We start from the raw sequence: 19,483 nt of genomic DNA, 5'->3' as shown, positions 1-19,483 counted from the left end.
GTCCCTCCTCCTCCCTTCAAGTCCTACCATACAAGCGAGCCTGCTCGCGAAAGCGATGGACCAGTCAACATCAATGTTGAATGTCATGGCCCTTCGCGAGCAGGCTCGCACCCACAGGAAAAATTCGATTGCCATTGCTAGGCTCAAACTCCCAAGACCGCAATGGAGCACCCTCATGGCTATCCTGGCCCTGCGCGCCGACGCCTCCCACATCGACACGATCGCGCCGTTATTCGACGCTTATCGTGGCTTCTACGGCCAGCCGTCGAACCTGCCCCAGTCCCGCGACTTCATCGCCGAACGCATCGCCCGCGACGAGTCGGTGATCTTCTTCGCCGAGGACACCGACGGCCAGGCGCTGGGTTTCGTGCAGATGTTCCCGACCTTTTCCTCCATCGACGCCCACCGCACCTGGCTGCTCGGCGACCTGTTCACCAGGCCCGCCGCCCGGGGCAAAGGTGTTGGTACGCTGCTGATGAATACCGCCCGCGACTTTGCACGGTTGATGGGAGCCAAGGGCATGACCCTGGAAACCGCCACCGACAATTTCAGTGCCCAGCGCCTGTATGAGTCACTGGGCTATGTACGCGATCCGGGCTACTACACCTATTGCCTGGACTTGAAACAAGACTAGGTTCAAAAAAAGCGGCAGCCTCGACGAGGCTGCCGCTCTGGAGGCAGGTTTTCATCTGCGGCGAAACGCGGCGCTTTTCGTCCATTGCAAGCAAGCTTGCTGTTGAAATTTTCTCAAGCTGCTGGCTGTTTTACTTCGCCGAACACCGGACGAAAGAAGGAGCGTTCATAGCTGAGGATGCAGCGCGTTTCTTCTGCGTACTTGAAGGCGGCGATGCATTCCGCATCCTTCATAGACTGTTGGCGATACGTTTCGTAGGCCGCAAGGCTAGGGAAGGTGAACATGGCCAGGGCAACGTTGTTGGCCCCTTCGGACGGCAGGAAGTAGCCGTGATGCTGGCCGCCGAACTTCTCCACCAGTGGAATCCACAGTTTGCCGTAGTGTTCGAATGCATCGAGCTTGTAGGGGTCCAGCACATATTTCAGGTAGCAGGTGACCATCGGTTTTTTCTCTCTGACAGGTTAGCTATGTTCGGTGGTTGAATCGTCCGGCAGGTCGGGCAGAAGCCGCGCCGCCACGTTTGCGACAGCCTCGCCGCTGGTATCGCGCTTGAGCCATTCGGCCGGCGGCCAGCCCACCACGTTGAGGAAGGTTCGGGAGAACGAGGCTTGCGAACTGTAGCCGACTGTCGGGGCGATGACTTTGATCTGCACACCATCGCGCAATAGATCCTGGGCCAGTTTCATTCGCCAGGCGGTAACGTAGCCCATCGGCGAAATTTCCATGATCCGGGTAAAACAGGCGGCAAATTTTGACCGCGACATATTCGCAAGGCTGGCCATTTTCTCTACGGTCCAGGGCGCCTCGGGCTCCTGGTGAATGCGCTTGAACACTGTCCCGAGGCGCCCATCCTGAAGGGCGTAGAGCAAACCGCTGGATATCTTGCCCTCGCTGACCGAGCGGCGCACCAGGAGCACGAACAGGTATTCGAGCAGCAGGTTCAGGGCTTTGGTTCGACCGGGGGCCTGGTCCTGAAATTCATTGATCAGGGTGCCGAGCAGGGGCGTGAGGTTTTCCAGTTGGCGAAAGGCAAACACCAGGGTTTCCTTGAGCCCGAGCGGGAAGGGCTGCAGGGAGTTGCGTCCGAACTGGAACGAGGCGCAGATCAATTCGGCGCCCTCGACCGCGCTTGAGCGCAATTGATAACGGCAGCTGCTGGGGCAAAACAGCACACTGGGCTCGCTGATCGAGATCGTTGGCAGCCCCGGTTGCACCATGTGGATACCGCCACGACGGATCACATGGATGAACGCCATGCCCGGCGGCTTGTCGAGCACCAATGTGCCCACCATGGGGCCGGAAAAGAACAGCCGACCCTGCAGATGTGTGCGCTCGAAGAATTCGGAAAGGATATCCATGTTGGAGACGCCTGGGTAAAGACGCTGTACGTCCTGGCAAAAGAGGAACAGGGCGCGACCGTAGGATGACGTTCTCGCCGATGGTAAACAACACCCCTGCCGGGTGCCATGGCGCAGCGCGATTTTTCCATCCTTGAGCGGAGTCAACTGTCATGAGCAACGATTCGATTCGCACCACCGCCCCGTATGCCGACCCGACAGAGCCTGCGCTGCCGGACCCGGGCATGCAGCTCGACCTGGCCCGCGCAGCACTGGTGGTCATCGACCCGCAGATCGACTTCCTCAGCCCCGAAGGTGTGAGCTGGGGTGTATTCGGCAAGAGTGTAGTGGAGCACGATGTGGTCAATCACCTCGGGCAGTTGTTTGCCGCTGCCAAAGAAGCAGGCATCACCGTCGCTGTTTCCCCGCACTATTACTACCCGTGCGATCACGACTGGCATTTCGGCGGGCCGCTGGAAAAGGTCATGCACAGCATCTGTATGTTCGATCGGCAGGGGCCGCTGAGCCTCGACGGTTTCGAAAACTCAGGTGCCGACTTCATGCCCGGGTTCAAGCCCTACATTCTCGACGGCAAGACCATCATCGCTTCGCCGCATAAAGTGTACGGCCCTGAAACCAATGACTTGGCGTTGCAACTGCGCAAGCACGGTGTTTCGCAAATCATTCTGGCGGGGATGGCGGCGAACCTCTGTGTCGAGTCGCACCTGCGTGAGTTGCTGGAGCAGGGCTTTGAAGTGGCGGTGGTCCGCGACGCCACCGCCGGCCCGAGCACGCCGGAGGGCGATGGCTATCTGGCTGCGTTGATCAACTACCGTTATATCGCCAACGCCCTGTGGACCACGGCGCAGACGCTGGACTATCTCAAGACCTGATCGCCCTGATACCAGGGGGGAGACGGCTGTACCCGATTTACTGCAGGAGCGAGCATGCTCCGGGCGGCGTTCCGACGATGGTCGTCAACGATGACGCGGGGAGCCTGGCACCCCGCGGTGCCCTCAGGTTTCTCGCGAGCATGCTCGCTCCTACAGGTTCCAATAACGCTATCGTGATCTGACCTCCCGTGCCGATCGCCAATCAGCGACATTCCATGCAGAAGTAGGGCATGACGTCGGAACTGGCATCGTAGCCATTGCTGCCATCGGCGTAATGATTGTGCCGCAGGCGGTCGGAGCCGCCTTCCGCCACCCTTGTCCCGCGCATCGAGTTGTATCCGCCTGCGGCAACGTTGTTTTGCTTCAGTCGATCGGAACCGTCCGATGCCAGTTGCCGCTCGCGCAGGCGTTCGGCGCCGCCCTCGGCCAGTTGCCGTTCTCTCAAACGATCAGCCCCACCTTCGGCGACCTTATTCTGCTTGAGCTGCCGTTCTCTCAGGCGATCGGCGCCACCTTCGGCGACCTGATTCTGCTTGAGACGCTGCGCACCATCGGCAGCCAGTTGTGGTTCCTTGGTGCGGTCTGCACCCCCCTCGGCAGCGTTGTGCACGGCCGTGTGGGCGCCGGACGTTCCGGCGCCCGCTTCGGCGGCCTGTGCGTTGGCCGCGAGCAAACCGAGGGCCGAAAAGAGGGCAAGTCCTACTGCAAGGCGGGGGGTGTTCATCATGTTCACCTAATGAGTCACGGGATTGTTCAAGCAACAAGTGGGCAGGCAGGAATGCCGGCTATTGCAGCCCTGACATTCGATGCCTGCATCTTAATTGCCTGAAAAATCCCGTCACTCATGCATAGGTTGTCCAGATCAACATCCAGGTATTAGCCGCTCATACGCAAGTATGCCGAGCGACTTTCAATCGGCAGGCAACACGGGCGGCTTGCCCTGGTCCTTCAACAGAAAGACGACGAATTTCGCCGGCTTGTCCTTGCTGGCATTGCGGCCCACCGTGTGAATGTCGTTGGGGCCTTCATGGAAGCTCTGTCCGGGCATCAACGTGACTTCCTTGCCACCCTTGACCCCCATGACGATCGAGCCTTCGAGCACATAGATGAAACCGTGGGCGTCGTGTCGATGAACCGGGTCGGCACCGCCCGGCGGGTATTCAACGGTGAGCATCAGCACTTCCTTGCCGGGGTAATCGGGCAGCGCCGTGACCGACACTTCCTTGACATCCGGGTGCGGCGCGTCGGCGGCCAGGACCCGGGCAGGCAGGGTGGACAGTGCAAGCAGGGCGAGGAGAACGTGGGTTCGCATGGGACTCTCCTGAATGTGTACGCGGTTTGCCTTATTAGACGCCAGCGCTCTTGAGCCATTGATCGAAGTGAATCTTGCCGAGGATGGGATTGGCGCCAGGGGTCAGTGACTGGTCGTTGATGATCGCGCCGTAATATCCGGCGTTGTCGTCGGTAATCACTTCACGCTGATCCTTGGTGTGTTGCAGGTAGGTTTTTGCGAACGACACCAGAGGTTGTTTGTCAGGGCCAGCCACTTCCTCGATTTTGCCGGTGGGCGCCGCCACGGCAATTTTGGCCAGTGCCGCGGCGACATCGGCCGAGGCGATCGGCTGCAGGGCGGCCGATGTCAGGCGAATGGTGTCGCCTTGTGCGCCTGATTGTGCAATGGCGCCGATGAACTCGAAGAACTGCGTAGCGCGCAGGATCGAGTAAGGCACACCGGCTTTCTTGATGATCTCTTCCTGGGCCATCTTGGCGCGAAAGTAGCCGCTTTCGAGCATCCGCTCCGTGCCCACTACCGAAAGCGCGACGTGATGCTTGACCCCGGCGGCCTTCTCGGCGGCGGCAAGATTGCGCCCGGATTTTTCGAAGAATTCCAGCACGGCGGCATCTTCGAACGAAGGTGAATTGGCGACGTCGACCACCACGTCGGCGCCTTGCAGCGCGGCCTGCAAGCCTTCTCCGGTGACGGCGTTGACGCCGGTACTCGGCGTGGCGGGCACCACATCATGTCCGCCTTCGCGCAGGAGTTTGCACAGTTGTGTTCCAATCAAGCCCGTACCGCCGATGACGACAATTTTCATGTTTGAGCCTCCGTCTGTTGGTGTGGCATGCCACGCACGTCGTGAGTAGCTAGTCTAGGCGGGCGAACGCGGGGCGTGGGTTGGCGGGATGGACGGCAGGCCTTGGCCTCGCGCGTCTGAAAAGCTTCGGTTCAGGGCCTTGGCCATGCTCAAATGGCAGCCATTTTTTTGCTTCGGGCTGGAACTGGAAATGAACAAAGTGGCGGTGATGACCCTCGTCCTGATCCTCGGTGCAGGCCTGTTCGCCACGCAAGCGAACGCGCAGGGCGATGCCGAGGCGGGCGGTAAACTGTTCAAGCGGGTGTGCGGTGGCTGCCACCAGATCGGCGAGTCGGCGCGGGCGTTTTTTGGTCCGCAACTCAACGGTGTTGTCGGACGGGTTGCCGGCAGCACCACGGACTATCAGTACTCCGACGCGATGAAATCGTCGGGCATTGTCTGGACGCGTGAAAAACTGGCGGCGTACATCGAGGACCCGAAAGCCGTGGTGTCGGGCACGCGGATGATTTTCTGGGGGATCAGCGATCGAGAGAAGATCGATGATTTGCTGGCTTACATCCAGACCTTCCCGGCACCCTGAAAACTGGCAGATGTACCTCGACCTGTAGGAGCTGCCGCAGGCTGCGATCTTTTGATCTTGCTTTGGCCCTGGAAAAATCAAAAGATCGCAGCCTGCGGCAGCTCCTACAGGGGTGCATTTTTAGCGACGCAGTTCAGCGCAATGGTCCTGCTCCGGTTGCGCTGCCGTATACCACACATAATCCGCGCTGTCGGCGCTCACGGTCTTGCCCACTTCAGCCAGCACCAACACTGCGTTACCTTTGCCAGCGCCGAGGTCCTGCAGGTGCAACGGCACCCCCAGATCCTTGCGCACATGGAACGCCCCGGCCAGCAACAGCGCGGGCGTCGGCGCCGCCAGCAGACGTTCGGCCATGCGCCGGTCACGCTGTTGCTGCACAGCGAGCATCGCCGGCATTTGCGCTTCGGGCAGCAAGCCGCAATGGGACGCGCGGATATCGTCCAGCAATGTCGCTTGTACCCTTTGGGTAGTGGACGCTTCACCGCTGAGCGGCGGGCGCTGTCTGTAGATCTGCATGATCTGCGCCCGGTCCAGGTTGGCCGACAGCAGGGGGTAGGGTTGGCGCAGGGCGTAGGTGACCAGTGCGCCGTAGACGCCCCAATCCCAGTTGGCCTGCCAGGACAGCGCCTGGTAAGCGTCGGCCGGTGGTTGGCCGGCACGGGTCGCGGCCTGGGCCGCATCGACTTTTGCCTGTTGGTCGGGGTTGAGCATTTCCATCAACAGGCTGCCTTGTGGACGTTGGGCCGCCAGTTGGCGCAGCAGCCACAGTTGCAAGGCATGGTGATCCGGATTGTCGTGTTGCTCGCCGACCAGCACCCGTGGCGCAATCGCCAGGCGCTCGACCAGCTCCTGCGGGGTGAGGGCGCGTCCGGTGGCGAGTTCGCGGATCACCCCGAGATCGGCGTGATCTCGCCCTTGCGGGGCGATTGCCGATGGAGGCGCTGCGACGTAATGGGTTTGGCAGGCAGCCAGCAGACTGACCAGGCATAGCAGCAGAATACGCATCGGTTTTCCTCGTTAGTCGGTGGTCCCTACGCTCGCATTAGCGATAGGGGGCGGGAATCAGCGCGCGATAATCAACGGATGACCGCGTTCCGGATGCCGCTGAATCAGCACCTGCAGCCCGTACACCGCCTCCAGGGCCTGGGCGGTCAGGACTTCATCCGGTGGACCATAGGCGTGCGGGCGACCCTCCTGCAACAGCAACAAATGATCGCAATAACGGGCAGCCAGGTTCAGGTCGTGCAGGATCACCAGCACCGCCGCACCACGCCCGGCGAAATCGCGCACCGCTTGCAGAATGGTGTGCTGGTGCAGCGGGTCGAGCATCGAGGTGGGTTCGTCGAGCAGCAGGGTCTGACCCTCGGCACCCGGCCACAATTGCGCGAGCACCCGCGCCAGGTGCACACGCTGGCGTTCGCCACCGGACAGGGCCAGATAACTGCGTCCCGCCAGGTGCAGGGCGTCGGCGGCGCTCAGGGCCTGGGCGACAATTTGCGCATCGCGCACGCGCCCGCTGGCATGGGGCAGACGACCCATGCCCACCACTTCATTGACTGAGAAGGCAAAGTTCAGGCTCGAACTCTGGGGCAAAACCGCCAGGCGTCTGGCTCGCTCCTGGCCCGGCCAGTCGGCGAGTGCACGTTCGTCGAGGCTGACCGTGCCTGCGTTGGCCGGCAGCTCATCGCACAAAGCGGCCAGCAGGGTGCTTTTACCGGCGCCGTTGGGGCCCAGCACGCCGAGGACTTGACCCGGATGCAGCTCGATATCGATGTCCGCCAGTACGGTGCGATTGCCGCGTCGCACCATTAAATTGTTGGCTCGCAGCATCAGGAGCGCCCCCGTACCAGCAGATAAAGGAAGAAGGGCGCACCGATGAGTGCGGTGACGATGCCGATCGGCAACTCGGCCGGCGCCAGCAGCAAACGCGCGACCAGATCGGCCAGCAACAACAGGCTGGCGCCGGCCAGCAATGAAGCAGGCAGCAACACCCGATGATCGGGACCGACCAGCAGTCGCATCAGGTGCGGTACCACCAGGCCGATAAAGCCGATCAGGCCGGCCGCCGCCACTGCGGCCCCCACACCCAGCGCGGTGCACAGCACCAGCTCAAGCTTGATCCGCTCGACATTGAAACCCAGGTGGCGGGCTTCGGACTCCCCCAACAGCAGCGCATTGAGCGCCGCCGCGCGCCGCGGCAACCACAACGCCACGCCCACCGCCACGATCAGCAGCGGCCACAGGCGCGGGTAACTGGCGCCGTTGAGGCTGCCCATGTTCCAGAAGGTCAGGGTGCGCAGCGTGGCGTCATCGGCCAGGTAGGTGAACAGACCAACCCCGGCCCCGGCCATGGCCGTCATCGCCACGCCTGCCAGGAGCATGGTGGCGACGTTGGTCTGGCCGTCGCTGCGGCCAAAGCGATACACCATCGCCGTGACGATCAGGCCACCGGCGAAGGCGCACACCGACAGCAGGTACGGCTCGATGGCCGGCGGCAAACCGCCCAGCAGACTGCCGCCGACGATGGCGACAGCCGCACCCAGCGCCGCGCCGCCGGACACCCCGACCAGCCCCGGGTCCGCCAGCGGATTGCGAAACAACCCTTGCATGGCCACGCCGGACAACGCGAGCACCGAACCCACCGCGATGCCGAGCAAACTGCGCGGCAGGCGAATCTGACCCAGAATCAGCTGCGCCTGTTGGCTGTCGCCTCCCTCCACCGGCAATCCGAGCAGCCGCAACCCGGCCAGCAATGTATCGCCCAGCGGCAGGCTGACCGGCCCCAGGGCCAGGGACAGCCAGAACACCAGCAGCAATAACAGACCCAGGGTAATCAGCATCGGCCGTGGCCGAACGATGGCCGTCATCGGGCGCTCTCTGTTGTCGGGAGCCCGGCCATGTGAACCTGTGCCGACGGATAGAATGCCTTCGCCCGCGGGTAACCGACGCTCGGCACGCTGTGCAATGGGCGCGGGTGCTGACTGGTGCTGTCGACGCCCACCAGCTTGCCCTCGCCAGCGAGGGCGACCACCCATTCGCTGAAGGCGCCGCCGGCACTGACCCAGCGCCGGGGCAGGGCGTCGGCCATGGTCATTTGGCTCGGGAGCAGGCCGGCGCAGGCCTGCAGGCATTTGATACGCATCAGGTCGCTTCCTTAGTCGATCAGTTGGGTGACCCATTCACCGTTGGCATCGAAACCTTCGAAGCCGGTGATGATGCCATCGACGCCCGGCTCGCGCACCCGTGATACCGATGACGCCGGCCTCGGTCGCTTGATCCGGACAACTGGCTTGTGCAGGTTGCGGCAACCAGGGATCAGCCTTGCGCAACCCATAGTGGTCGTTGGCCTGCCAGCGATGTGGCCCGAAAGATCAACCCAACGTGCCGGCCCCTGGCAATGTCATGTGTTCACCCTGCAACCCGGCGCTTCAAGGCCCGTTCAATGCACGCCAGCAGCGCATCGGTGTTGAACGGCTTGGAGAAATAACCTTCGGGTTTACGCACGCGGGCACTGAATTGTGGCGGCAGGCCGGGCTTTGCGGTGATGAACAGGGTAGGAATATGGATGTTTCTGCTCGCCAGGGACTCGTACATTTCCACTCCACACATGCCTGGCATCTGGATATCCGACACCAGGCAGTCTGTCTGCGCAGGTCCGCTGGATTCCAGGAACGCCCAGGCACTGCTGTAGGTCTTTACGGTGTAACCATAAGAGCGCAACAAACTGTCCAGTGAGACAAGAATGAGTTCGTCATCATCAACAACTGAAATAATAGCTGGGTTGAACATGTAGAAACCTGCGTCATTGCGAGTGGCGCTAATGGGAGCCCGTCATACCGCCAAGGTATGTGCTGCACAAAAGTGCAGGAACCTGCTTGGGTATGTGCAGTTGTTTTTTGCGCGGTGGTTGCGATGGGTCGCTTCTGTTGATTGCCTCACCCTGGCTGGTCATGGGGCAGGTTGTTCTCGATCATCGACAGAAAACGCGCGTTGCGCCGCACGCATTCTTCAAAAAAACGCTTGCTCGCATTGTCCTTGTTGGCGGTGGCGGATGCACGGTAGTCACGCAGCAAGGCATCGACGGCCCGCAGCCGACGCATGCCCTGACCAATGCCGGTCAGGCAGTCGGCAAAGCACTGCGGCCCACAGGCGTCATTCAGGAAATAGAGCGCCGCGGTATCGGCGTAGCCCCCGAGGTCGGTGATGCCGCTGATGAGAAAATCGGCATAGTCGGTATTGGCGCGCACCAGGCGATGGAACAACTGTTGCACCGGCAGGAAGCTGCCATTGCGCACTTTCTTTTGACCCAGCCTGAGTTGCGCGAGCATGCCCAGCGTAGTGCCCAGGATCTGCGTCAATGCGTCGATGATCTCTATGCGTTCTGCGGTCGACAGCGAGGTATGCGCGCCATAGCGGCTGAGGCGCAGCGGATGACTGACGAAGTACAGCTTTTGCAGTGCGTTCATGGCAACCATCCCCAGGTCAGCGCATTGGCGCGATGAGTGGATTTTTTCGAGGTGACCAGCCTAAAGCGATGGACCCGCGATAACACTCCTACCTCAAGACACCGCGCTAGCACATGGGGTCAGGCCCGTCATACCTGGGTATGAGCGGCGGGATACTGCGGCGCAACAGCGGGTTCACGGCATTGATAGACATTGCCGGTGTCGATGTCGCCGGCTCCCGGCGCCAGGTGGGGAGGAAGATGCTCATCGTGTCTGGGGGCTGTCAAAGCAATCGCAAACAGCATCTGCGTGCCGACCCCCAGGGTGCTGTCGACCCAGATCCGGCCGCCGTGAAATTCAATGATCGAGCGGCAGATCGAGAGGCCCATCCCCAGGCCGGTGGGTTTGGTCGTAAAGAACGGATCGAACAAGGAGGGCAGGATATCTTCGGCAATCCCGGTGCCGGAGTCGGCGATTTCAAGCACCGCCTCGTTGCCCTGGACGGAGGTGTGTATGCGCAGCGTTCGTGGGCGGTCATGCACGTTGGCCATGGCCTGGCAGGCATTGATGATCAGGTTGATGATCACTTGCTGCAGTTGAACCCGGTCGCCCTTGATGTGAGCGCCGGGTGCACCCAGCTGCAGGTGCGGGCGAACCTGATGGTTGCCGATGTCATGTTGCATGAGCGCCAGTGAGTCTCGGACGATCTCGTCGAATACTTCGGCCTTGCGTTGCACATCGCTCTGGCGCGACAGCGCCCTGATACAGGTGATGACATCGCTTACCCTGGATGAATTCTGGATGATCCGGTCCAGCGAACGGCGGGCTTCTTCGAGGTTCGGCTCGGGGCGGTTGATCCAGCGTTTGCACGATTCTCCGCTGGTGATCACCGCCGCCAGGGGCTGGTTGATTTCATGGGCAATGGTGGCGGCCAGTTCGCCCATGGATGTAATCCGCGTGACATGGGCGAGCTTGGCCTGGGAATGAAACAGCGCTTCCTCCGATTGCCGGGATGCAGTCACGTCCATCAATGCGCCGACGTATTCAACGCGCCGGCCATGGTTGAACAGCGGATTGGCGAGCATCTGCACCTGCTTGATCCGCCCATCGGGCATGACCAGCCGATATTCCACTTCGATCAGGTTTTGCCGGCGTGCAGCCTGTTCCAGAACACTGTCGACGATGGGCAGGTCATCGGGGTGCATGCGCGCCCTGACCATGGCCAGGGTCGGTGCGACATTCAGCGGGTATTCGAAAATGCGTGAGGCCTCTTCCGACCATGACAGCATCACCGGGTCATCGATGATCAGGCCGATACTGCCGGTATGGCTGAGTTTCTGGGCACCCAGGAAAAACGCCTCTTTGCGCCGCAACGTATCGCTGGCGCGCTTGCTGCGCAGCGCCAGCAGGGTGATGGTGGTCAGCGCGATCAGGCAGCGCACGAAACCGGCGATGAGCCTGTGATCACGATACCCTTCATCGATGATGAAACTGGCGCTCAGGATGGCCACGCAACTGAAGGCAACGGTCAGGAACACCGGCACGGAAAATATGCTTGCCGACATGAACACCAGCGTGATGTACAGCAGGGTCGGCGCGACATCCAGGTCGAGCAGCGAATTGGTAATGAAGATCATGCTGCCGACGGCAATGGCGGCCAGCCAGGCGACGGGGTCTGAAAAAAAAAGTTTCTTGCAACGTTTAATGATAGACATTTGTTCTTCCGGATTTTTGCTATCGAACGGCAACTCACAAGGCATCGGTGATGCCGGGCAAACTCTTTGAAGTGTTGGTGCTTGATCGGACTGGAGAAAAAACGCCCGCCAGAAAAACCAGTGGCGGGCGCTTGGGAAAGGCCCCGGGCCAGCAAGGAGTGGGCTGGTCGGGATACAGGCGTAGACTTCACATCACCCGGCGAGGCCAGGTGGCTGAACGAGCGGTTGGCGCCGCAGGCGATTGAGCGTCAGCAGGCGCAGTACATAACCGAGTTTGATGGCGGTGGGCCCCAGTATCGTCATGGCATGGGCCATCACCAGGCCGGGCAGCGACAGATGCTGATCCAGGCCGTAAGCCAGAATGGCGCCGACGACCAGTGCGACCAGCCCTGCGATCAGCATGACGTGCGACAACTTCAAGGCCCGATGCGGATGCTCAAAAAAACCAGACATGTCGATCACCTGCGTCTTGCAGTGCCAGGGTGTAGGGTGACGGCCGTGGTTGGCACGGCCGTATCGATCGTCCTCAGGCCACCGGAATCAACGGATCGGCGGCCGCCAGCGCCACGGCTCGATCAGCCGCCGGCGGATAGATCCACAGGGTGTTGATCTGAGTCTTGAGCTCCTTGGCTTCTTGCTTGATCAGCTTGACCTGGCGATCCCAGCCCTCGGTGAATACCGCGCCCCAGGCGCCCAGGTCCACGCAGGTGACATACTTGGGTTGGCTGTAGGCGATCGGCTCGACACCCAGCAACTCGGCGGCGACGTTATTGCCGGCATAACGACCCAGGGCGATGGCGTGCTGGCAGGACATTGCCGCGAAGTTGCCCAGGTCGTCGGTGGCGGCATAGGCCACGTCACCGCTGGCGTACACATCGGCGTGACCGCGCACCTTGAGGTGCTGATCGACATGCAGGCGGCCCTGATGATCGCGGGTACCTTGCACTTGCTCGGTCAGCGAGTTGGCACGGAAACCGACGGTCCAGATCACCGTGTTCGACTCGATACGCTGGCCATCGGCAAGGGTGACGCCGTTGGCATCGACCGCGGCCACAGTGGTGTTGAGTATCCACTGGATGCCCAGGTGCTCCGAGGCTTCAACGATCGTAGGGCGGATGCCGTCACCCAGGGCGGCGCCGATTTGCGCGGCACGGTCAACCACGACGACCCGGATGTCAGCGTCTTCACCGAGTACGGCACGCAGGCGCGCCGGCATTTCGGTTGCTGTTTCGATCCCTGTGAAACCACCGCCTGCCACCACTACGGTGTTGCGGGCCGCACTGACCGGCTTGTCCTTCAGGGATTTGATGTGAGCTTCCAGGCGAGTGGCGGACTCGATCTCATCGACATCGAAGGCGTGTTCCAGGCCGTCGACCGGGGGACGCATCAGCTTGCTGCCAGCGGCCAGCACCAGGCGGTCGTAGCCCAGCTTGCCCTGGATACCTGCGGCGTTGACGTAGCTGACCTGTCTGCTGCTCTCGTCGATAACCTCGGCCGACCCCTTGACGAATTTCACCCCCACGGCGTCGAACAGCTCGTCCAACGGTGCCTTCATGGTGTGCACGTCAGGCTCGTAGAAGCGCGGGCGGATGCGCAGCTCGGCCTGAGGAGCCAACACGGTGATCTCGACGTCATTTCGATCGTGCTTGTCCAGCAGACGGGCAGCGCTCAAGGCGCTCCAGACACCACCGAACCCTGCACCAATAATCAAGATTTGCTGTTTCATTGTTTAGCTCCTGAAGAACAATCGAGGGCGTGAATAAGTTATTGCCGCACGTCCGCTGTGGCTGATTGTTTGCGCTGTCGTTCACAGCACGAAACATCGGGATCGGCTTGATCTGCAACAGATGTTATTCGAGGGTGATAACGCTGGCACTGCTACATAGGGTCAGCCCGGGTATGACTAGGTATTAATGAGCTATACCAAAGTGTTAGTTGCCTTGATAAACAAAGATCAGTGGAGTCTCGCGAGCACTGCTTCGATACAGGCGAGCAACTTTTCGGTGGCGAAGGGTTTGGGAAAGAAGGCAATGGGAATCCTGGCATGGTTACCCGGCGGCCGCTGCGCGCCGGGGTTGCCGGTAATGAAGATCACCGGGATATGTATGGCCCTGGTCGCCAGTTCTTCATACAGGGCGATCCCGTCCATTTGCGGCATTTGTATATCGCAGATCAAACAGGACGTAATAAACGGACCATCGGAATCGAGAAACTCATGGGATCCGCTGTAAGTTCGAACTGTATATCCACTGGAACGCAAGAAACTGTCCAGGGCCATGCGAACCGCTTCATCGTTGTCGACTACGGCAATCATTGCCTCTTTATGCATAGTGGTGACCTGCGTAGTCGCGCAAAATACTTGGAGTCACTGCGCCATCAATGCAAGATACGCCGTCATGATCGGGTGCACAGTATACGTGGGTATATTCATCGTATAGCGGGCTGGGTCGCCAACACCTCGGCCATGCGTACCAGATCGGCAAAGGAGCGCGCACCCATTTTGCGCATGGCCTGGCCGCGGTGGATCTTCACGGTGATTTCGCTCAGGCCGATTTCGCCGGCAATCTGCTTGTTCATCAAGCCCGAGGCGGCCAGCGCCATGACCGTTTGTTCCCGCGCGGTCAACGTCTGGTGGCGCGCACGCAATTGTTCGGCATGGCGCTCGGACTCGCGACGCTGCCGGTCGCGGCTGTGGGCAGCGCAAACCGCATCGATCAGGTCCTGTTCGCGAAAGGGCTTGGTCAGGAAATCCACCGCGCCGGCTTTCATTGCCCGTACCGTCATGGCGATGTCACCGTAGCCGGTAATGAACACGATGGGCACGTTGATGCCGGCGGCGGCCAATTCGTTTTGAAAGTCCAGGCCACTGCTGCCTTGCAACCTCACATCCAGTACCAGGCAACTGGCCGTGTCCGGGCGCGGGTACTTCATGAAGTCGGCCACCGAGCCGAACAACTCGACCCTCAAGCCGATGGAACGCAACAGGCTGCCGAGGGATTCGCGCAGTGGCGCATCGTCGTCGACGACGAAAACCATGGAGTCGTTATGATTGATTTTGTTGAGGGGGTGTTGTTCGTTCATGGCTGGTTTCCAAGAGGCTGGACATGCAACCGCCCGGCGCGGTGTTGCTGGCGAGGGGCGCAACATTAAATGCAGGTTGGGCGGACGGCACTCATACCTGTGTATTAGATGGCCGCGGCGTATCCCGCGTCGTTGGCGACCCGTATCGGCAAGGCAAACAGAAACGAGCTGCCCTGGCCTGTGGTGCTGGTGGCCCAGATCCGGCCCGCGTGGTAATCGATGATCGAGCGGCAAATGCACAGTCCCATGCCCAGGCCGTTTTCCTTGGTGGTGAAGAACGGTGTGAACAACTGCGGCAAGACCTCGCTGGCGATGCCCGGACCCTGGTCGGCCACCTCCAGCACGGCCTCGTTATCCTTTACCCAGGTGCGGATCAGCAGTGCCCGTTGTGTGGCGTTGACCGAGTCCATCGCCTGGCAGGCGTTGACGATCAGGTTGATGATGACTTGCTGCAGTTGCACGCGATCGGCGCTGACCTGGCCGCCGAATGCGTTCAGCTCGATGTTCGGCTTGATCTGGTGATGGGCCAGTTCATAGCGGAGCAGGCTCAAGGTCTCGCTGACAATGTCGTTGAGCGATTCGTTTCGGCGCAGCGGATCGCTCTTGCGCGACAAGGCCCGAACGCGGCGGGTGATTTCGGTGGCTCGATGGGCGCTGGCGATGATTCGCTCCAGTGCCTGGCGTGCTTCGGCCAGATCGGGCTGCGGGCGGTTCAGCCAGTTGCGACAAGCTTCGCCGCTGCTGGCGATCGCCGCCAGCGGTTGATTGACTTCATGGGCAATGGACGCTGCCAGCTCACCCAGGGATGTCACGCGGGTGACATGGGCCAACTGGGTCTGGGCGCGGAACAGCGCTTCTTCGGCCTGTTTGCTGGCGCTCACGTCCATCAGCGCGCCCAGGTATTCAATGCGCCTGTGCCGGACGAGGAGTGGGGTGGCGAGCATGTGCAAATGCTTGACGCGTCCATCGGGCATCAACAGGCGGTGCCTGACTTCGATCAGGGTCGCATGGCGCGCCGCCTTTTCGAAGCCGGCCAGCACCAGGGGCACGTCATCGGGGTGGGTGCGCTCCAGGTACAAGGACGCCGAGGCGGGGGCGGCCGCCGGGTATTCGAGTATGCGTGCCACTTGCTCCGACCAGCTCATGCTCGCGAGGTTTGCGTGAAAGCCGAAGCAACCGGTCTGGGTCAGGCGCTGGGCACCGGTCATATAGACTTCCTTGTGGCGCAGGCTGTCGGATGCCTGCTTGCTGCGCAGCGCCAGGAAGATGATCGCCGCCAGCACCGTCAGGCTGCGCAGCAAGTCCGAGGTCGATTCCCAGCGGTAAAAGCCATCCTGATACAGGCATATCGACGTCAATGCCACCATGCAGAACAGCGCGACCACGATCACCGCACTGATCGACAACAGGTTGATTGCCATCAGCAACAATGCGATGTACAGCGTCGTGGTGGCGTAGTCGACCCGGGTTTCGGTATTGATCAGTATCCCGCACGCCACGATCAGCCCCATCAGCCATACCAAGAGGTTTTCAAGGGGCTTGAGACTCAGGCCGGGCGTTAGGCGAGACGTCCTTTTTTCGCCGCGGTTGTACAGCATCTTGCTGTAGATTCCTTTCACGAAGGTAGGTGCGCTGCGTGCAGTGGCAGGCTTTTTTGTCGGGGTGTCGATCATGCGCGCCTCGGTTGTTCGTTCGGGCTGGAAGCGGAGAATCGGTTCGGTATCCTAGAAGCACGGGGTCTGATTCCGTTAGGACAAAAAACCCGAAAAAACTGCCGCGGTGATCGACTTGGGCGTTTTCCGCAGTAACGACTAACCCCTTCATTGCATTGGTTTTTTTTTGGCGAGGGTCATACCGAAGTATCAACCTGCCCACCCAACGCATGATCCCGTTGTCCCCAAGTACGACAGACGTTTTTCCTGCGCGGCCATAACCTGTCCAGGCACCTTCCCGAACTCAAAGGCCGCGTGCCGGGTAGCGAACCTCATGAACAGAAATGACCTGCGTCGTGCCGACATCAACCTGCTGGTGGTTTTCGAGACGATGATGCATGAGCGAAATGTCAGCCGCGTCGGTGAAAAGCTGTTCCTCGGACAGCCCACCATCAGCGGTGCCCTGGGCCGCTTGCGTGCGCTGTTCGATGACCCGCTGTTCATTCGTTGCGGTCGAATGATGGAACCGACCGCACGGGCCGAGGAAATCTTCGCCAACCTGGCACCGGCGCTGGACGGCATTGCCGCCGCGTTGAGCCGTTGCCAATCGTTCGACCCGCGCACCAGCGAGACAACGTTTCGTGTCGGCCTGTCCGATGATGTCGAATACGCGCTGCTGCCGCGGCTGTTGCGCCAATTGCGCATCGAGGCACCGCACATCACCTTGATCGTGCGCCGTGTCGATCAGCAGCAGATGTCGCACAGGTTGGGCAATGGCGACATCTGCGTGGGCATCAGTCACACCGACGAGCTGCCGGCCAACGCCCGGCGCAAAGGCTTGCGGCCCATCCGCCCGATGCTGCTGCGCGCTGACACCCGGCCGGGAGTGCTGGGGCTGGACGAGTTCTGCCGGCGGCCCCATGTGCTGGTGTCATCCATGGGCAATGCGGCGGATGACACCGACCACGTCTTGCGCCTGCTGGGCCGGCAACGCAAAGTGGTGCTGACCGTCCCGCAGTTCAGTGTGTTGCCGGGGTTGCTGGCGCAAACCGACATGCTGGCGATCGTGCCGGATTACGTGGCCAAGGCGGTGGTTTCGATGGGAGGCATGCGGGTTGAGCCGGTACCGTTGCAACTGCCCGTACCGGAACTGTCCATGGCCTGGCGCGCAGCGGTGCACAACGACCCCGGCCAGCGCTGGTTACGCTCGCGCTGCTGTGCGTTGCTGGGTGAGCCGGTCGAGTTGCAGGTGGTGCCCAAGGCTCGGCCGGCGTTGCACAACGATCAGGCTTTGCTGGCGGCCAGATAGGCGCCGAGCCGCCGGCCCATTTCCTCGCCCAGTGCCTGCAAGCCACTGAGGGGGCGGACCATCACTTCGAAATCGACGATTTTTCCCTGCTCGTCAAAGCGGATCATGTCGATGCCCTTGAGCTGTTTGTCGCCGACCCTGGCGCTGAATTCCAGAATCACGTTCAAGCCGTCGGCGCTCGCCAGTTCGCGATGATAGGTGAAATCTTCGAACACCTTGGACACCGTGTTGAGAATCATCGAAACCACCGGTGCCCCGGGATACGGAGTGTGGGCCATTGGCGAGCGAAACACCGCTTGCGGGTCCAGCAACGCAGGCAAGGCCTTGAGATCGCCCGTGCGGATCATCGCGTGCCACAGGCTCAGGGACTCTGCGGCCTTGGGATGCAGTTGCAGTTCAGACATATTCAACTCCTGTTTTTTGTTGTTGTTCAAAACGTGCAGAACACTTCCTGCAGGAGCGAGCACGCTCCGGGCGGCGTTCCGACGAAAAACCTGAGAGCGCCGCGGGGTGTCAGGCTCCCTGCGTTATCGTTGACCTCCATCGCGAGCATGCTCGCTCCTACAGGGGGGAGATGGGTATTGATCATAGATCCGTGATGCACAGCTCCCCTGTAGCGCGGATCAACGCTTGGCCATGCAGGGCATCCTTGATCAGGCCCGAGCGCTGCTCAGCCAGCCACTGCGGGCATTCGGGGTCGACGCGATAGGGCACGAAATCGGCGTATTGCTGCAGCAGACGGGCTTGCAGCTCATCCTGTTTAACGCGCAATTGAGTCAAGTCCGGCCTCGGCAAGTCGGGCGCCTTGTGCGCCGCTTGCCATTGCGCGATCAGTCCGTATTGCACCAGTTTGTTGGCTTCGATCTGTGCGGCGATCAAGTCGGCGGCTTCGTCCGGGTTCACGTTGCTACCGGTTGCCTGCTTCCTGGCGTTGTTGATGAGCAGGGTTTCCCGTGCGGTATCCTGGATCGGTTTGCCACTGTCCCACTTGGCCAGCGCCACCATATCGGCGACTTCCAGGCGCTCGTTGATGGTGTTCAGCAGTGGCTGCAGCGTTTCGGGTGCCGGGGAGGGCGTGGCGGCATGGGCGACGCTGGCGAGTAAGCCGAACAGCGAGCAAGCCAGGACTTGCGGCAAGCGTGGGCAGTGGAACATAAGCAACCTCTCGGGCACGGGATGCGCATCAAGTCTTATGTATCACAGCTGAGTCAGATGAACGATAGTTCAACGAGTACTTTCGCAATATCCCGGTTGCGCCTCAGTCGCCGGCCAGCATCCGCTCGATCTGCGCCAGCTCCCAGGTGCTGAGCAAACTCACAGGGTCGGTACCGAAACGCTGCCCACCGTCGAACGCACGGCCATCCGGGCTCTGGCAATGCAGGCAGTGACGCAAGTGAAGGTGGTCGACATCGAGGCTCAAGCGCCAACCTTCGATGTCGATCAATACCGGACCGGCTTGCCCGTCAAGTCGCCGGAGCGGGCGCAGGCCCAATGCGGCGTCACGCAGTTGCTGGTAAATCTCTCGGGCAGTAAGGGGCGGCACAGGTGTCTCCGGCGGGATGGCGGCATGGCCAGAATCGGGCACTCAGGATAGACGATCAAGAGCCAGGGGTAGAACCCTGTGACAAAAAAGCCCGGCTGATCAGGCCGGGCTTTTTTGTGGGTGCGGTGAAGCGATGGGTTCAGGCGACAGTGTTGCCTTGCAGGCGGTCGGAGCCATCGGCAGCGACAGTGTTGCCTT

At 61.0% G+C, this 19,483-nt stretch carries 24 protein-coding genes and 1 pseudogene; 4 read left to right on the top strand and 21 right to left on the bottom strand.

The window, feature by feature from the left end:
* Nucleotides 1–175 precede the first annotated feature (175 nt).
* The gene (locus QLG10_RS28340; protein WP_110754983.1) at nt 176–634 is read left to right on the top strand and encodes a GNAT family N-acetyltransferase; all 459 of its coding nucleotides are present in this window, start codon (nt 176–178) and stop codon (nt 632–634) included.
* A 113-nt stretch (nt 635–747) separates the two neighbouring features.
* Here the strand turns inward: QLG10_RS28340 and QLG10_RS28335 are convergent, their stop codons facing one another.
* Together QLG10_RS28335 and QLG10_RS28330 are read right to left on the bottom strand one after the other, a co-directional pair.
* Nucleotides 748–1,074 carry an NIPSNAP family protein gene (locus QLG10_RS28335; protein ID WP_110754982.1) on the bottom strand — a complete coding sequence of 109 codons (327 nt, stop codon included), beginning with the start codon at nt 1,072–1,074 and terminating at the stop codon, nt 748–750.
* Between the two features lie 21 nt (nt 1,075–1,095).
* Nucleotides 1,096–1,992: an AraC family transcriptional regulator gene (locus QLG10_RS28330; protein WP_110754981.1), complete on the bottom strand. Its 897-nt coding sequence runs from the start codon at nt 1,990–1,992 to the stop codon at nt 1,096–1,098.
* A 152-nt stretch (nt 1,993–2,144) separates the two neighbouring features.
* Here QLG10_RS28330 and QLG10_RS28325 point away from each other — a divergent pair, with 152 nt between their 5' ends.
* A complete protein-coding gene (locus QLG10_RS28325; RefSeq protein WP_033042620.1) occupies nt 2,145–2,864 on the top strand; it encodes a cysteine hydrolase in 720 nt (239 codons plus the stop codon).
* Between the two features lie 202 nt (nt 2,865–3,066).
* Here the strand turns inward: QLG10_RS28325 and QLG10_RS28320 are convergent, their stop codons facing one another.
* The 3 genes from QLG10_RS28320 to QLG10_RS28310 all read right to left on the bottom strand — a co-directional run bounded on the left by QLG10_RS28320 (nt 3,067) and on the right by QLG10_RS28310 (nt 4,960).
* Nucleotides 3,067–3,588, bottom strand: a complete 522-nt coding sequence (locus QLG10_RS28320) for a phage infection protein (protein ID WP_223194274.1) — start codon at nt 3,586–3,588, stop codon at nt 3,067–3,069.
* Nucleotides 3,589–3,774: 186 nt separating this feature from the next.
* Entirely contained in the window at nt 3,775–4,176 is a 402-nt protein-coding gene (locus QLG10_RS28315) for a cupin domain-containing protein (RefSeq protein WP_110754980.1), read from the bottom strand.
* Nucleotides 4,177–4,210: 34 nt separating this feature from the next.
* Entirely contained in the window at nt 4,211–4,960 is a 750-nt protein-coding gene (locus QLG10_RS28310) for an SDR family oxidoreductase (protein ID WP_282488397.1), read from the bottom strand.
* Between the two features lie 190 nt (nt 4,961–5,150).
* On the opposite strand from QLG10_RS28310, the gene QLG10_RS28305 reads away from it, so the two are divergent.
* A complete protein-coding gene (locus QLG10_RS28305; RefSeq protein WP_110754995.1) occupies nt 5,151–5,540 on the top strand; it encodes a cytochrome c family protein in 390 nt (129 codons plus the stop codon).
* Between the two features lie 120 nt (nt 5,541–5,660).
* Here QLG10_RS28305 and QLG10_RS28300 read toward each other — a convergent pair whose 3' ends face one another.
* The 13 genes and pseudogenes from QLG10_RS28300 to QLG10_RS28240 form a co-directional block, all read right to left on the bottom strand.
* Nucleotides 5,661–6,545 carry a ChaN family lipoprotein gene (locus QLG10_RS28300; protein WP_282488396.1) on the bottom strand — a complete coding sequence of 295 codons (885 nt, stop codon included), beginning with the start codon at nt 6,543–6,545 and terminating at the stop codon, nt 5,661–5,663.
* Between the two features lie 57 nt (nt 6,546–6,602).
* Nucleotides 6,603–7,370 (bottom strand): heme ABC transporter ATP-binding protein, encoded by a 768-nt coding sequence (locus QLG10_RS28295; protein ID WP_179055186.1) that lies wholly within the window; start codon nt 7,368–7,370, stop codon nt 6,603–6,605.
* Nucleotides 7,370–8,353 (bottom strand): iron ABC transporter permease, encoded by a 984-nt coding sequence (locus QLG10_RS28290; protein WP_177411682.1) that lies wholly within the window; start codon nt 8,351–8,353, stop codon nt 7,370–7,372. The genes QLG10_RS28295 and QLG10_RS28290 overlap by 1 nt, the downstream gene beginning before the upstream one ends.
* A 119-nt stretch (nt 8,354–8,472) precedes the next feature.
* Nucleotides 8,473–8,682: pseudogene (locus QLG10_RS28285) on the bottom strand (hemin ABC transporter substrate-binding protein); the annotation flags it as partial.
* A gap of 12 nt (nt 8,683–8,694) precedes the next feature.
* Nucleotides 8,695–8,874 (bottom strand): hypothetical protein, encoded by a 180-nt coding sequence (locus QLG10_RS28280; RefSeq protein ID WP_146235767.1) that lies wholly within the window; start codon nt 8,872–8,874, stop codon nt 8,695–8,697.
* A gap of 74 nt (nt 8,875–8,948) precedes the next feature.
* Nucleotides 8,949–9,329, bottom strand: a complete 381-nt coding sequence (locus QLG10_RS28275) for a response regulator (RefSeq protein ID WP_110754975.1) — start codon at nt 9,327–9,329, stop codon at nt 8,949–8,951.
* Between the two features lie 146 nt (nt 9,330–9,475).
* On the bottom strand, nt 9,476–10,006 hold the full coding sequence (locus QLG10_RS28270; protein WP_110754994.1) for a hypothetical protein: 531 nt from the start codon (nt 10,004–10,006) through the stop codon (nt 9,476–9,478).
* Between the two features lie 128 nt (nt 10,007–10,134).
* Nucleotides 10,135–11,700, bottom strand: coding sequence for an ATP-binding protein (locus tag QLG10_RS28265; RefSeq protein ID WP_110754993.1), 1,566 nt, complete (start codon nt 11,698–11,700; stop codon nt 10,135–10,137).
* Between the two features lie 192 nt (nt 11,701–11,892).
* Entirely contained in the window at nt 11,893–12,153 is a 261-nt protein-coding gene (locus QLG10_RS28260; protein ID WP_110754974.1) for a transmembrane sensor/regulator PpyR, read from the bottom strand.
* Between the two features lie 73 nt (nt 12,154–12,226).
* Nucleotides 12,227–13,426 (bottom strand): NAD(P)/FAD-dependent oxidoreductase, encoded by a 1,200-nt coding sequence (locus tag QLG10_RS28255; RefSeq protein WP_188265396.1) that lies wholly within the window; start codon nt 13,424–13,426, stop codon nt 12,227–12,229.
* A 228-nt stretch (nt 13,427–13,654) separates the two neighbouring features.
* Nucleotides 13,655–14,029 (bottom strand): response regulator, encoded by a 375-nt coding sequence (locus tag QLG10_RS28250; RefSeq protein ID WP_282488395.1) that lies wholly within the window; start codon nt 14,027–14,029, stop codon nt 13,655–13,657.
* 98 nt (nt 14,030–14,127) lie between these two features.
* Nucleotides 14,128–14,781, bottom strand: a complete 654-nt coding sequence (locus QLG10_RS28245) for a response regulator (RefSeq protein ID WP_110754971.1) — start codon at nt 14,779–14,781, stop codon at nt 14,128–14,130.
* Between the two features lie 104 nt (nt 14,782–14,885).
* Nucleotides 14,886–16,454 carry an ATP-binding protein gene (locus QLG10_RS28240; RefSeq protein ID WP_223194273.1) on the bottom strand — a complete coding sequence of 523 codons (1,569 nt, stop codon included), beginning with the start codon at nt 16,452–16,454 and terminating at the stop codon, nt 14,886–14,888.
* Nucleotides 16,455–16,767: 313 nt separating this feature from the next.
* On the opposite strand from QLG10_RS28240, the gene QLG10_RS28235 reads away from it, so the two are divergent.
* On the top strand, nt 16,768–17,742 hold the full coding sequence (locus tag QLG10_RS28235; RefSeq protein WP_282488394.1) for a LysR family transcriptional regulator: 975 nt from the start codon (nt 16,768–16,770) through the stop codon (nt 17,740–17,742).
* Here the strand turns inward: QLG10_RS28235 and QLG10_RS28230 are convergent.
* From QLG10_RS28230 to QLG10_RS28220, 3 genes are all read right to left on the bottom strand, one after another.
* Complete coding sequence (locus QLG10_RS28230) at nt 17,718–18,146, bottom strand: nuclear transport factor 2 family protein (RefSeq protein ID WP_110754969.1); 429 nt, start codon at nt 18,144–18,146, stop codon at nt 17,718–17,720. The genes QLG10_RS28235 and QLG10_RS28230 overlap by 25 nt on opposite strands.
* Before the next feature lie 181 nt (nt 18,147–18,327).
* Nucleotides 18,328–18,897, bottom strand: a complete 570-nt coding sequence (locus tag QLG10_RS28225; RefSeq protein WP_110754968.1) for a chorismate mutase — start codon at nt 18,895–18,897, stop codon at nt 18,328–18,330.
* A gap of 103 nt (nt 18,898–19,000) precedes the next feature.
* Nucleotides 19,001–19,285: a hypothetical protein gene (locus QLG10_RS28220; protein ID WP_110754967.1), complete on the bottom strand. Its 285-nt coding sequence runs from the start codon at nt 19,283–19,285 to the stop codon at nt 19,001–19,003.
* Nucleotides 19,286–19,483 lie beyond the last annotated feature (198 nt).

Source organism: Pseudomonas sp. V98_8 (genome assembly GCF_029967975.1).
GTDB classification, from domain to species: Bacteria; Pseudomonadota; Gammaproteobacteria; order Pseudomonadales; family Pseudomonadaceae; genus Aquipseudomonas; species Aquipseudomonas umsongensis.
The sequence above is the reverse complement of the archived record's forward strand: the minus strand, read 5'-3'. Positions and strand labels throughout refer to the sequence as shown.